This window comes from Asticcacaulis endophyticus (assembly GCF_014652575.1).
Lineage (GTDB): Bacteria > Pseudomonadota > Alphaproteobacteria > Caulobacterales > Caulobacteraceae > Asticcacaulis > Asticcacaulis endophyticus.
In genome coordinates, this window is sequence record NZ_BMZB01000001.1 from 781,502 (window position 1) to 795,961 (window position 14,460).

Below are 14,460 nucleotides of genomic sequence, written 5' to 3' on the forward strand. Positions count from 1 at the left end.
ATGTTTGGCAACGTGATTTGGCAACTTAAGCATCGATCTTAACCAGATTCCGTAAACGATAGATGACCTCTAAGGCTTCTCTGGGGCTTAAATCATCAGGGTCTAGCGCTAACAGCGCTTTTTCGGCTTCGGATTGTTGTTGCGGCGCAACATTTTTGACCGGTTCCGGTTGGAGGCTGGCAAACAACGGCAGGTCATCCAGCTTGAGGCGGGTGGCGTTTTCCGACTCTAACCGCTCCAGAATATCGCGGGCTCGGGCCACGACACGGGGCGGCATACCGGCCAGTTTGGCGACCTGCACCCCGTAAGAGCGATCCGCTGCCCCCTTTTTGGCTTCGTGCAGGAAGATCAGATCGCCGTTATGTTCTTTGGCGGTCAGGGAGATATTCTCGCATGCCGACAGCAGTTGCTCCAGCTTTGACATCTCATGGTAGTGGGTGGCAAACAGGGCCCGGCATTTGATAGTTTCATGCAGGTTTTCAGCGGAAGCCCACGCAATCGCCAGCCCGTCAAAGGTCGCTGTGCCGCGCCCGATTTCATCCAGAATAACGAATGAGCGATCCGTGGCCTGACTGAGGATCGCCGCCGTTTCAACCATTTCCATCATGAAGGTCGAACGCCCCTGCGCCAGATCATCACCGGCCCCAACGCGGGAAAACAGCCGGTCGACCACGCCCAGCTTAAGCGATGCGGCGGGCACATAAAGCCCCGCCTGCGCCATAATGATCAGGATCGCGTTCTGGCGCAAAAAGGTCGATTTACCGGCCATGTTCGGCCCGGTGACCAGCGACAGTCGTGCTCCGGCTTGCCCCGACGCATCAAGGCAGCAGTCATTGGGGGTAAACGGCTTGCCCTCAGACCGCAAGGCCTGCACCACAACCGGGTGCTTGGCGCCCTTGGCGTCAAACAGCGGCCCATCGAAAATGACCGGGCGGGTGGCCTCATGATCCTCGGCCCACTCGGCGGCCGCACAGGCGACATCAAGCCCACAGACCGCGTCGAACATCTGCTGCAATTCGTGGGTCAGATGACGCACCTCTTCGCGCAAGTCCTCGAAAATGGCGAGTTCCAGCGTCAGGGCATCGGAGGCCGCGCGCTGAATCCGGCTATCGAGATCGATCAGCTCCGTGGTCGAATAACGCACCTGATTGGCCAGAGTCTGGCGATGGATAAAGTGCGCGGCATTAGGTAACGTGGCAATGCCTTCGGCCTGTTTGGCTGACAGTTCGATAAAGTAGCCCAGCACACCATTATATTTGATCTTGAGCGGCAGGCCCGTCTCGCCCTGAAGTTGGGCTTCCAGTTGCAGAATGACCTGACGGCTATCGTTCCTTAAATTGATCGCCGCGTTGAGATTGGCGTTATAGTTCGGACGGATAAAGCCGCCGTCGCGCGCCATAAGCGGCGGCTCATCGACCAGCGCCTGACCTAAGCGGTAGTTCAGGGCCTCAACGGCTTCGGAAGGCGTAAGCGACGTAATCTGGGCCATGATCTCAGCCGGATGGGTATCGAGCGCCGAGCTATCGCGATCCGCCGATTGCAGCCGTTGGATCAGCCCGCCCGCATGGCTGAGGCAGTCCTTGATGACCTTAAGGTCACGCGGGCCACCGCGCCCAAGGCCGAGCCGTGACAGGGCGCGCGCCATATCGGGCAGACCGCGCAAAGTATTGCGAACCTCCTGACGCAAACCTCTACGCTCGATCAGCCACTCAACCGCATCAAGGCGGGCATTGATCGCAAGCGGATCAATCAGCGGCCGCGCCAGCCGTGCCGACAACAGGCGCGAACCGCCTGACGTCATGGTGCGGTCGATGGCGGCAATTAATGAGCCTTCGCGGCCACCGCGCTGGGCCCGGTCGATTTCGAGCGAGGCCCGGGTTGACGGATCGATGGCCAGAAAGGTCTGGGCCCCCAGCCTTCGCGGCGCTTTGAGCACCGGCAGCTTACCGGCCTGAGTGACATCGATATAGGCGGCAATCAGGCCAAGCGCCGACACCTCCGCTGGACTGAACGCGCCAAAACCATCAAGGGTTTCAACGCCGTAAAGCCGCTTTAGCCGCGTTAAGCCCGCCGCCGGATCGGACAGGGCCGCAGCTTGAGGCTGAATGACGCCGCCCAAGACCTTGACCAGACCGTAAACCGCCTCATCGCCCAGCAGGCGGTCGGCCACCAGAGTCTCAGACGGCCTGAGCGCCGACAGGTGCGACCCCAGACTTTCCGGCGTGACCTCCAGACATTCGACGTCGCCGGTCGACAGTTCCACACAGGCCAGTGCCATAACCCCGGCCCGCGCAGATATGGCCACCAGCCGGTTGGCACCACTGGCCTCCAGCAAACTGTCTTCGGTCAGGGTGCCGGGGGTGACGATGCGCACAATCCCGCGTTTGACGACCGATTTTGAGCCGCGTTTCTTGGCCTCTGCCGGGTCTTCGAGCTGATCGCACACGGCGACTCTGAAACCGGCGCGGATTAACTTGGCTATATAGGCTTCGGCGGCATGGGCCGGCACGCCCGCCATGGGTATGTCTTCGCCCTGATACTTACCGCGTTTGGTCAGCGCCAGCCCTAACGCGGCGGCAGCCTTTACGGCGTCGTCAAAGAATACCTCATAGAAATCGCCCATGCGGAAAAACAAAAGTGCATCGGGTTGAGACGCCTTGGTCTCAATATATTGCGCGATAACGGGCGTCGCACCTTCTAAGCGCGCCGCCAATTCTTCGGGAGTAATTTCGGGGGTCGAAAACGAAGCATTCATGTCCATAACTTAAACACTGTTAACCTTTGTGCCTAGCTATTATGCGGCACATTACACAGTCATTTTTCAAAGCCTTAGTTGACCCAAGGGTAAGTGTGCGGCGCCTGCGAAACAAACGCATATTTTAAGTGAAGTTTTGTGCGCACAAATTTTAGTCGCCTTTGTCGTTAAGGTGTTGATATAAAGCCCGTAAAATAAAAACCACCGGGAATTTATAATATAAAAGGCCGAAACCGAGTATCTCATGCCAATTGAAAAACAAACCTTCAGTGATGAAGAAGCGCTAAACCTTCACCAATTTCCGCAACCGGGCAAGATTGCTCTGATGGCCACCAAGCCCATGGCGACCCAGCGCGATCTGGCGCTGGCCTATTCGCCGGGCGTGGCCGTGCCGGTGCGCAAAATTGCTGAAAACCCAGACCTCGCCTACGACTATACCGCCAAAGGCAACATGGTGGCGGTGATATCGAACGGCACCGCTATTCTGGGGCTGGGCAATCTGGGGGCGCTGGCCTCAAAGCCGGTCATGGAAGGCAAGTCGGTGCTGTTTAAGCGCTTTGCCGATATCGACAGCTTCGATATCGAAGTGACGACGCAGGACCCGGATGAGTTCATCACGGTGGTGAAAAACATCACGCCAGCGTTCGGCGGCATCAACCTTGAAGACATCAAGTCGCCGGAATGTTTCATCATCGAGTCCGCCTTGCAGGACATGGCCGATATTCCGGTTTTCCACGACGATCAGCACGGCACGGCCATCATCGCCGCTGCCGGTCTGATCAACGCACTTGAGGTTACCGGCAAACGCTTTGAAGACGTCAAGGTTGTCCTGTGTGGTGCCGGGGCGGCGGGCCTGTCGTCGCTCGGCCTGATCAAGGCCATGGGCGTGAAGCCTGAAAACACCACGGTCGTCGATATTCACGGCGTGGTCTATAAAGGCCGCACCATCGATATGGACCAATGGAAATCGGTCCACGCCACCGATACGCCTAAGCGGACTTTGGCCGAAGCTCTGGTCGGGGCCGATGTGTTCTTAGGTCTGTCGGCCAAGGGCGTGCTGACGCCGGAAATGGTCGCGACCATGGCCCCTCAGCCGATCATCTTTGCCATGGCCAACCCCGATCCGGAAATCACCCCCGAAGATGTGGCCAAGGTCAGATCCGACGCTATTGTTGCCACCGGTCGTTCGGACTATCCCAATCAGGTCAATAACGTCCTGGGCTTTCCCTACATTTTCCGTGGGGCGCTCGATGTCCGGGCCCGCCGCGTGAACCATGAAATGAAGATCGCCTGTGCCCAGGCTCTGGCCCAACTGGCGCGCGAAGATGTGCCCGACGAAGTGGCCGCCGCCTATCAGGGCCGTCACCTGAAATTCGGGCGCGACTACATCATTCCGTCGCCGTTCGATCCGCGCCTGATCTGGTACGTGCCGCCGTTTGTCGCTCAGGCCGCCATGGACACCGGTGTGGCGCGCAAGCCGATTGAGGATATGGAAGCGTACCGCAAGGAACTGGCCCAGCGTCTCGATCCGTCGGCGGGCTTTTTGCAAAATATCACGGCGTCAGTCCGGTCGCGCCCCTCTAAGCGCATCGTGTTTGCTGAGGGCGAAGACATTCGCGTCATCCGCGCCGCCCATGCCTTTAAGGCGCAAGGATTGGGGACGCCCATCCTGTGCGGTCGTGAAAGTCTTGTGCATGAGAGCATGCGTAAAGCGGGTCTCAATCCGGCGGAAGAGAACATTGAAATCATCAATGCCCGTCTGACCGACCGCCGCGACGCCTATGCGCAGCTTTTGTATTCCCGCCTGCAACGCAAAGGCTACTTAAAGCGCGATGTGGAGCGTCTGATCAACCTCGACCGTAACTCGTTTGCCGCCGCCATGCTGATTTCCGGCCACGCCGACGGTATGGTCACTGGCCTGACGCGGTCGTTCGATCAGGCCTTTGAGGACGTGCTGCGCGTGGTCGATCCGGCACCGGGCGGCCGTGTCATGGGCATGTCGATCATCCTCGCTAAGGGCAAGACGGTGTTTATCGCCGATACGACCGTGGCCGAACTGCCGACCCCGGAAGAGCTTGGTGATATTGCGATCGAAGCGGCCATGGCGGTGCGCCGCATGGGTCACACCCCGCGCGTCGCGTTCATGAGCTACACCACCTTTGGTAACCCGGCCGGGGAGCGCGGTGAACGTGTGGCCCGCGCCGTGGAACTGCTCGAAAAGCGCGGCGTCGATTTTGAGTTCGAAGGCGATATGCCGCCTGACGTGGCGCTCAATCCCGACACCTGGGCCAACTATCCGTTCCAGCGCCTGACGGCTCCGGCCAATGTGCTGATCATGCCAGCCATTCAGTCGGCCTCTATCGGCACCAAGCTGATTGAGGCTCTGGGCGGGGCAACCGTGGTCGGCCCGCTTTTGCTCGGTCTGTCAAAGCCGGTGCAAATCTGTCAGTTGTCGGATTCGGTGTCGAAAATCCTGACCATGGCGACCTTTGCCGCCTATGATGTGCGCGCTGATATCGGCGGGTAATCTTCTTCAAATAGAATAAATGTTTAGACCGGCTGAAGATTTTCAGCCGGTTTTTTCATATCCGGGTCATAGGCGCGGATCACCCATACGGCCAATATGATTGCCACCACCCCGATCAGAGCTGTGTAGGTGAAAAACAGCATATAGCCTGCTCCCAAGGCTTGAGGTGATACACCCAGGGTCTCCGCCGGTTTGGCATAGGCGATGGCGGGCGTATTGGCAAAAACCCCACTGACCCACGATTGCCCGTCTGAAGCCTTGGCTGACTCTTCGACGATTTTACCCGATTGCGATGCCAAAAGCTTACCCGGTAAGGCATAGAGCGAGGTAAACAGCGCATATTGCTGCGCCGCATAGCCTTTGGAGATCAGCGACGACATATAGGCGATCAGCACCGTGCCCGCGACCCCGCCGGAGGCATTGTCGATACCGAGAGCGATCGAAAACGCCATAACGTCATTGCCTTTGGTCGCCAGCCACGCATAGGCGAGGTTGGACAACGATCCCACGATGGCACCGAAAATCAGCGAAAACTTGATCCCGAAACGGGTCATGACGATCCCGCCCAGCGCCACACCGGCCATGGTCATGATGACCCCGAAAATTTTGCGCACCTCAGCAATAACCGGCAGGTCAAAGCCCAGATCGACATAAAACGCACCGTTGACGTTCAGCACGAAATCCGAAACGCGGTAGATGCAGATCATGGCCAGAATCAGCCACGCGATATTTTCGTAGCGTTCAAAAAACGCCACGATCGGCACCACAAAGGTCTGACGCAGATAGGCTCCGGGTCGGGTCGGTGTGCCGGGTAGCGGCAGACAGGCCATGACCAGAAGCCCCAACCCCATTAACACTGCGGGTAATTGCAGAAATATGCCGGTTTCGCGGGCCGTCCAGACGGTTTTGACGGCATCAAAGGCGGACTCACTGGGGAACAGGCCTTTGAACAGGTCGACATTGGCGGTAAGGCCTGCGCCTAAAAGGCAGATGGCGAAGAGCATAACAAGCAAACGTCCGGCCCATTCCAGCGCCTCCAGCGCCGGGCGGGCTTCGGCGTCGCCATAGTCGATGGGCCGCACCTTATGTTCGGCTTCCTTGGGGGCGAATAGCACGGCTATAACGCCTATGCCCATCAATGCGGCCATCAGCGCATAGGCAAACCCCCAGCCGAGTGTGTCGGCCAGTAGCAGCGGCACAATACCAGACACGAACGGGGCGATGCGCGCCCCCCAGGCGGTGGCGGTGGCTAGTACAGCTTGATTGTCAGTGGAATCGCCCGCCGTTTCGATTCGCCACGCGTCGATCACGACGTCTTGGGTTGCGCCTGCAAAGCCGATCAGTATGGCCACCAGTGCCACAAGGGGAAGCTGGGTTTGCGGATTGAGCGTCGATATGGCCCACAGTCCAAACATGATCACGATCTGACTGAGCAATATCCAGCCGCGGCGATGGCCCATCAGGTAGGTCAGGCCGGGGATGCTGATGCGGTCAAGAACCGGCGCCCAGACAAATTTCAGGCTGTAGACAAAGGTCACCAGCGAGAAATAGCTAATGGCGGTCAGCGATAAATCGACACTACGCAGCCAGATCGATAGGGTGTCGAAGATCAGCGACAGCGGCAGGCCCGACGCGAACCCCAAGCCTATCATCACCAGAGTGCGGCGCTGAAAAAAGATTTTCAGAACATCCTTGAAACTCTTTTTCGGGGCCGCACCGGTTTTATCAGTCATGAACGCTATGAAATCCCGTCGATCAAATCACGCCTTAGCCACTTTGGTAACGCGAAACCTGACGGGGATAAAGCCTTAAGTTTGCGCGGTTTTGGGTGTCCAGGTCACCAGCATCTGACGCAGGGCATTTATCTCGATCGGCTTGGTCAAAAAGTCGTTCATGCCGGCCTGAAGACAGGCGCGCCGGTCTTCGTCATAGGCATTGGCGGTAAGGGCTACGACCGGGGTGGTAATGTTCATGGCCCTGATCTGGCGGGTGGCGCCCAGTCCATCAATGCCGGGCAGGCCCAGATCCATAAACACAATATCGAAGTTACGCTCGGGCAGAATGGCAATGGCGTCTTCGCCGGAGCAAACCCGCTCGACCAGACAGCCCTCCCGTTGCAGCAGGATCTTCGCCAGCAAGGCGTTGACGGGGTTGTCCTCGACCAAAAGCACATGCGGTTCACCGCTAATTTTTACCTCGTCTGCGCCTGTTATGCGTTCATCGTCATCATTGGCGGGCCGTGCGGTGGCACGATTGGGGTTTTGGCTGTGCAGGGCCTCAATCTGTTCTTTAAGCGATTTCCGGCGCAACGGTTTAATGAGGTAACCCGCCCAGCCCAGTTCCCGCCACTTAGGAATCTCAGCGCGCTGCTCAGGTGTCAGCAGGATCAGGCAGCGCGGACCGGGTGCAGTGACGGGCCCTTCGGCCATATGGCTGCGATCAGCAAGGATTATGCTGGCTCCTTGCGCCGTGTCGCTCAGGTGAACCTCGGTGCCATAGGCACTCAGGTGAGCCTTTGCGCCTTCATGCAGGCTTTGATTGACCGACACCAGCGTAACCTCATGCGGCATGTCGGGGGCCGCTGTCTTTTTTCGCAAGCTGTAGGGGGCGCGAAATTCAACAGCAAAGGTCGAGCCTATGCCCATTTCGCTGTCGAGGGTGAGCGCGCCACCCATGGCGGCGACCAGTTTTTTGACGATCATCAACCCAAGCCCTGCGCCGCCATAACGGGCCGCATCGCGTTTGGGGTCAACCTGACCATATTCTTCGAAAATGCGGGTGCGCGCCTCAAGCGGGATACCGGGGCCGGTGTCGGTGACACTAAACCGGATAAGTCCGGCGCGGGTCAGCCCGACATGAATAAGTACGCCGCCAGTGGTGGTGAATTTAAGCGCATTACCGGCCAGATTAAACAGAATCTGACGCAAACGGCCTTCGTCGGCCTGAATGGTTTCTAGCTGGGGATCAAGGCTCCAGACGATCTCAATGCCACCACTATAGGCGCGCGGCGACAACAGCTCGGCCACCCCTTGCAGCAGGGATTCCAGATCGACGCGCGTGGTTTCAAGCTCGATATGACCGGCATCAATGCGCGCATAATCCAGCAGGTCATTGACCATCGACAGCAAATGTTCGCCGGAATCGCGGGCGGTACGAATATAGGATTCCTGCTCCGCGCTGATGTCCGTGCGCGACAAAAGCGACAACATGCCCATGACCCCATTGAGCGGCGTGCGGATTTCGTGGCTTAACAGCTTAAGGAAATCTTCGCGGCCTTTGAGGCGTTCTTCGGCGGCAAGGGTTTCGGCAAGCTTTGCCTCAAACTCATCCGCACTGAAATTTTGCGCACCTTGGTGAGCGGTCATAGACTCCCCCTACAGATAATTCTTACCCGGTCCTGATCTTAGACGTAAAAAGTTAATGTCCCGCCAAAAAGCTCGCCGCTTTCGGTGAAGAAACCATTTGTGCCCCCTCGCTTTGCGTGGTGCGACGATAAATCAGAGCTTCGGCCATGTGGCGACGCAGGATGGGTGTGGATATACCTGACATGGCGCTTTCCAGATCCGCAATGGTGCGCGCCAGTCGCACGCAGCGCGTCCAGCCACGTGCCGACAGACCTGATTGCTGTGCGGCTTGGGTGAGCAGGTCGCGGGCGGTGTTATCCAGCGGACTAATGGCATCAAGGCCCGCGCCGTAAGCCGTGGCATTAAGTGTATTATCCGATGACAGCCCAAGTTGCTCCGCGCGCCTGATTTGCGTTTCGCGCGCGGCCATAACGCGGGCGGCGACCTCTTTTGAGCCCTCTACCGGGGGAGGCAGGGCCATGTCGGCGGCTGTGACTGGCGGCACGTCAATTTGCAGGTCGATGCGATCCATCAACGGGCCGGACACCCGGCCCTGATAGTCGCGCAGGCATTTTGGGGCCTTGCCGCACGCGCCTTTGCCGACACCACCATAGCCGCACCGGCATGGGTTCATGGCGGCAACTAACTGAACTCTGGCGGGGTATTTGATGTGGTTATTGGCCCGCGCCACCACAATTTCTGATGTTTCAAGGGGTTGGCGCAGAGAATCCAGAGCTTGTGGTGAGAACTCCGGCAGTTCATCTAAGAAAAGCACGCCGTTGTGGGCTAAGGACACCTCGCCCGGTTTGGCGCGCAGGCCACCCCCGGTCAAGGCCGCCATGGACGCGGAATGGTGAGGGGAGCGAAAGGGGCGATCGCGGGTCAGTTCGCCCTTATTCAATAACCCCGCCATCGACCAGATTTGTGAGGTTTCCAGCAATTCGCGTGAGGTCAGAGGCGGCAATATGCCCGGCAGTCGTTGGGCCAGCATGGATTTGCCTGAACCGGGTGGGCCGACAAACAACAGATTATGGCCGCCCGCCGCGGCGATTTCGAGCGCGCGCTTAGCCAGTTCCTGACCCTTGACCTCATTGAGATCCATCGGTTTAGAGGGTAGTGAAATTTCACCCGGTTCAGGCCGCGACAGCAGGCTGTGGCCCTTGAAATGGTTGATCAGGGCAATCAGCGACCGCGGCGCAAGGATCGGGACATCACCGGCCCAGGCGGCTTCGCGGCCATTGTCTTCGGGGCAGATCAGCCCCATGCCAAAGCTGGAGGCGGCCATAGCGGCGGGCAGGGCGCCGGTAATAGCCCCGATGGAACCATCGAGCTTTAGCTCTCCCACACAGACATAGTTATCGAGCGCATCGGCAGGGATAATGCCCATGACGGACATCAACGCCAGGGCAATCGGCAGGTCAAAGTGAGAGCCTTCCTTGGGCAGGTCGGCAGGCGCCAGATTAACGACGATACGCTTACCCGGCCAGCCAAGGCCAAGCCCTGCAAAGGCCCCGCGCACCCGCTCCCGACTTTCGGCGACGGCCTTATCCCCCAGACCCACAATAGAAAAGGCCACCTGTCCGCCGGTGAGCTGAATTTCGGCCTCGACCCGGCGGGCCTCTGCCCCTTCAAAGGCAATGGTAGTTACGCGCATGCAGGAATGCCTTTTACGGAATAATTATGCAGGGAGTGTGGAATCAAACGCAGAACTTATCCACAGCTCAACATATTCTCAAAGACAAATCAAGAACAAAAAATGAACAAACGCGCAATAAAATCTATGCGCCGTTTAGGGCGTGCCCAATAGGGCTTACGGATAACGATTTAAGGTCAGGTGGGGAGACGTTTCTGCTCTATCCGATCCCACAAAATATCCCCGGCATCAACCCCCTCAAACGCCTTTAGTTGTACCGCCCCGGTGGGTGAGGTGACGTTGATTTCGGTCAGGTAATCGCCGATGACATCAAGGCCCACAAACATAAGGCCTTTTTCTTTGAGCACTGGCCCTACGGCCGCGCAGATGTCCAGATCACGTTTTGTTAATTGCACGGGTTCGGCCACGCCACCGACGCGCAGGTTGGAGCGTACCGCATCTTTTGGGGGGACACGGTTGATCGCGCCTGCCACCTCACCATCGATCAGGATAATGCGCTTATCGCCAAGGCTTACGGCGGGGATGAATTTTTGCAGCACCAAGGGTTCACGGCTGATTGAGGCATGAAGCTCAATCAGGGCGTCGAGATTGCGGTCCCCTGCCGCAAGCTTGATGATGCCTGAGCCGGCCGCGCCATGCAGGGGCTTTAAGATGACATCGCCATGCTTTTCGTGGAAGGCGTTAAGGGCGACCGGATCGGCGCTGATCAGGGTCGGGGGCTGAAGGCCGTCAAAGGCAGTCGCAAATAGCTTTTCCGGGCAATCGCGCACGGCGGTCGGGTTATTGACCACCAGGGTCTGCGGGTGGATGCGGTCCAGCAGGTAGGTGGCGGTGATGTAGGCGATATCAAACGGCGGGTCCTGGCGCATCAGCACGACATCTATGTCGGTGTGCAGGTTCAGGGTTTCATAATTGCCGGCGGTGACATGATCGCCCTTAACGGGCCGCAGCGTGACCTTGCGGGCGCGAGCATAGACCTTGCCGTCTTCGAGCGAGAGGTGGGCGGGATCGTAAACCCACAGGCTGTGGCCACGGGATTGCGCGGCCATCATCAACAGAAAGGTGGTGTCGGACGCGATGTTGATATTTTCAATCGGGTCCATCTGGATGGCGACGCGCAAGCTCATAACACACCTCTTTATATTCAGGTTTCTATATAGGCCAAACAAAAGCCCGCGCAATGACGGCGCGGGCTTTTAAATTTTATAGTCTCAGCCGGGGCTTACTTCTTTTTCAGTTCCGCCAGAATATCGGCCAGAAGTTCCTGCTCAGTCGGGCCTGCGACCACGGCGGGCGGCGGCGGGGGCGGCATCAGACGGTTGATGGCCTTGACCACCATAAAGATGGCGGCGCCAATGATGACGAACTGGATCAGGGTATTGATAAACAGGCCGTAGGATATGGCCACTTCCGCCACATCACCGGCAGCCGGTTTCAAAACCAGCTTAAGTTCGGAGAAATCAACGCCGCCGGTCAGCATCCCGATCGGTGGCATGATGATGTTGTCGACCAGAGCCGTCACGATCTTACCGAACGCGCCGCCGATGACCACACCGACCGCCAGATCGATGACATTGCCGCGCATAAGAAAGGTTTTGAATTCAGAGACAATGCTCAAGATCTCGTCCTTATGGTTAATAAACGCTGGCCGCAAAAAACCCGTTCACACAGGTTGGGTGCCGGGTTTAAAAATTAAAATTATTCGTTGTCGTCGCCACTCAGGTTCAGGCGTTCACGCAGTTCTTTGCCGCTTTTGAAAAAGGGCACATGCTTGGCGGGGACGTTGACGGATTCACCGGTGCGGGGGTTGCGGCCAACGCGGGCCGGGCGTGAACGCACCGACAGAGCGCCAAAACCACGCAGTTCGACGCGACCGCCTTTTTCGAGGGTCGAGATCATCGAGTCCAGAATCAGATTCACGACCCGCTCGACATCTTTTTGAGTCATATGCGGATATTCCGACGCCAGACGCTCAATGAGTTCGGACTTCAGCATTTACTCCCCCAAGAGTTTAAAGCAGATAATGGGTTAAACCAGCCAATGTAACCTTGAAGACACGAGCATGATTTAAAACGAAAGGCAGTTCAAGGGGTTATTTAGTGTTAACGCTTATGTTACCGCTAACAAATGCAACGGCTGTGCGGTTTAAGCGATTATACCTTGGTAAAAAATATGGAAACCATAAAAAAGCTCCCGCATCCGGTATCGGGTACGAAAACCCTATAGGATGCGGGAGCTTAATTGGATAATGCGCCGGATTGGGGGATAAACCTCAATCCGGCGTTTATTTAAGGATTACTCCTTGGTGGCGCCGCGCAGAGCTGCACCCAGGATGTCACCGAGCGAAGCGCCCGAGTCCTGAGAACCGTACTGCTCGATAGCCTGCTTTTCGTCGGCCATTTCAAGTGCCTTGATCGAAACGCTGACCTTACGGGCCGCCTTATCGATGTTGGTGACCTGAGCGTCGATGCGGTCGCCGACAGCAAAGCGCTCAACGCGCTGCTCGTTGCGGTCGCGCGACAGGTCCGACTTACGCACGAAGGCGCTCATCGGGGCGCTGTCGTCGCCGAACTTGACTTCGATACCGCCCGTAGTGACTTCGGTGACGGTAACCGTCACGGTCTGGCCCTTACGGTAGGTGTCGCCGGTCATCGGATCTTCGGCCAGTTGCTTGATGCCGAGGCTGATGCGTTCTTTGTCGACATCAACGTCCAGAACCTTGGTCTTGACGACATCGCCCTTCTTGTACTTGGCGATGGCTTCTTCGCCGGCCACGTTCCAGTCGAGATCCGACAGGTGAACCATGCCGTCGATGTCGTTTTCAAAGCCGACGAACAGACCAAATTCGGTCGCGTTCTTAACTTCACCTTCGATGGTCGAACCGATCGGATGGGCCGAAACGAAGGCTTCCCATGGGTTTTCCTGAGCTTGCTTCAGGCCCAGAGACACGCGGCGCTTGGAGGCGTCAACTTCGAGGACGACCACGTCAACTTCCTGCGAAGTCGAGACGATCTTGCCCGGATGGACGTTCTTCTTGGTCCACGACATTTCCGAAACGTGCACCAGACCTTCAACGCCTGATTCCAGCTCAACGAACGCGCCGTAGTCAGTGATGTTGGTGATACGGCCGGAGAACTTGCCATTGACGGGATACTTAACGTCAACATTTTCCCACGGATCGGATTGCAGTTGCTTCATGCCGAGGCTGATGCGCTGGGTGTCCGGGTTGATCTTGATGATCTGAACGCGAACCTGATCGCCAACCGCCAGGACTTGCGACGGATGCGAGACGCGCTTCCAGGACATGTCGGTGACGTGCAGCAGGCCATCGATGCCGCCGAGGTCAACGAACGCACCGTAATCGGTGATGTTCTTGACGACGCCGTCACGGATTTCGCCTTCGGCCAACTGACCGACCAGCTCAGTGCGTTGTTCGGCACGGGCTTCTTCGAGGATAGCACGACGCGATACGACGATATTGCCGCGCGGACGGTCCATTTTCAGGATGGCGAAAGGCTGTTCCTTGCCCATAAGCGGGGCCACGTCGCGCACAGGGCGGATATCGACCTGAGAGCCCGGCAGGAAGCCCGAAGCGCCGTCCATATCGACCGTAAAGCCGCCTTTGACACGACCCACGATCGTACCCATGACCGGCTCGCCCTTGTTGAAGATAACTTCGAGGCGGGTCCAGGCTTCTTCGCGGCGGGCTTTCTCGCGGCTGATGACCGCTTCGCCCATGGCGTTCTCGACGCGCTCAAGATAGACTTCGACATTGTCGCCGACCTTAAGTGCGGCGCCGGCTTCGGTCGAGCCAAACTCTTTCAACGGGATACGGCCTTCGGTCTTCAGACCGACATCGACGATAACGAAGTCTTTTTCGACGCCGACGACGAGGCCGTGGACGACCTGGCCTTCAAGCATCTCGCGGCCATGAAGGCTTTCGTCGAGAAGGGCGGCGAAATCATCGCGGGAGGGATTATAATCGCTCATATAGATTTTTGACTTTGTTGGCGCATGTCTCAGGGGCGTTGGTGGCGATACGTCAGGACATAAGGATATCCGGCGCATAGCCTGACCCGAAGGGGGCGGCTTTAGTGGGGTTATTTTGCGGAGTCGGAGTCCGGATGATCTACAAACGGACTTAGTTTGAAGCCGCAGGCCAAAAATGACCCTGAAATGA

The 14,460-nt window shown here is 57.7% G+C and carries 9 protein-coding genes; 1 reads left to right on the forward strand and 8 read right to left on the reverse strand.

The genetic code is table 11. The annotated features are described in order from the left end of the window. Positions 1–25 precede the first annotated feature (25 nt). Positions 26–2,755: a DNA mismatch repair protein MutS gene (gene mutS / locus IE102_RS03585; RefSeq protein WP_189485984.1), complete on the reverse strand. Its 2,730-nt coding sequence runs from the start codon at positions 2,753–2,755 to the stop codon at positions 26–28. Between the two features lie 244 nt (positions 2,756–2,999). Between mutS and IE102_RS03590 the strand changes: the two genes are divergently transcribed. After that, on the forward strand, positions 3,000–5,282 hold the full coding sequence (locus IE102_RS03590; protein WP_189485001.1) for an NADP-dependent malic enzyme: 2,283 nt from the start codon (positions 3,000–3,002) through the stop codon (positions 5,280–5,282). A 23-nt stretch (positions 5,283–5,305) separates the two neighbouring features. Here the strand turns inward: IE102_RS03590 and IE102_RS03595 are convergent, their stop codons facing one another. From IE102_RS03595 to rpsA, 7 genes are all read right to left on the reverse strand, one after another. Then, the gene (locus tag IE102_RS03595; protein ID WP_189485002.1) at positions 5,306–7,015 is read right to left on the reverse strand and encodes an AmpG family muropeptide MFS transporter; all 1,710 of its coding nucleotides are present in this window, start codon (positions 7,013–7,015) and stop codon (positions 5,306–5,308) included. A 75-nt stretch (positions 7,016–7,090) separates the two neighbouring features. After that, positions 7,091–8,647: a response regulator gene (locus tag IE102_RS03600; RefSeq protein WP_189485003.1), complete on the reverse strand. Its 1,557-nt coding sequence runs from the start codon at positions 8,645–8,647 to the stop codon at positions 7,091–7,093. Between the two features lie 52 nt (positions 8,648–8,699). Beyond that, positions 8,700–10,280 (reverse strand): YifB family Mg chelatase-like AAA ATPase, encoded by a 1,581-nt coding sequence (locus tag IE102_RS03605; protein ID WP_189485004.1) that lies wholly within the window; start codon positions 10,278–10,280, stop codon positions 8,700–8,702. A gap of 176 nt (positions 10,281–10,456) precedes the next feature. Beyond that, on the reverse strand, positions 10,457–11,407 hold the full coding sequence (gene gshB, locus IE102_RS03610; protein ID WP_189485005.1) for a glutathione synthase: 951 nt from the start codon (positions 11,405–11,407) through the stop codon (positions 10,457–10,459). A gap of 95 nt (positions 11,408–11,502) precedes the next feature. Continuing rightward, the gene (mscL, locus tag IE102_RS03615) at positions 11,503–11,898 is read right to left on the reverse strand and encodes a large-conductance mechanosensitive channel protein MscL (RefSeq protein ID WP_229807544.1); all 396 of its coding nucleotides are present in this window, start codon (positions 11,896–11,898) and stop codon (positions 11,503–11,505) included. Positions 11,899–11,978: 80 nt separating this feature from the next. Further along, positions 11,979–12,275 carry an integration host factor subunit beta gene (locus IE102_RS03620; protein ID WP_189485006.1) on the reverse strand — a complete coding sequence of 99 codons (297 nt, stop codon included), beginning with the start codon at positions 12,273–12,275 and terminating at the stop codon, positions 11,979–11,981. Positions 12,276–12,575: 300 nt separating this feature from the next. After that, positions 12,576–14,270, reverse strand: a complete 1,695-nt coding sequence (rpsA, locus tag IE102_RS03625) for a 30S ribosomal protein S1 (RefSeq protein ID WP_189485007.1) — start codon at positions 14,268–14,270, stop codon at positions 12,576–12,578. Positions 14,271–14,460: the final 190 nt, after the last annotated feature.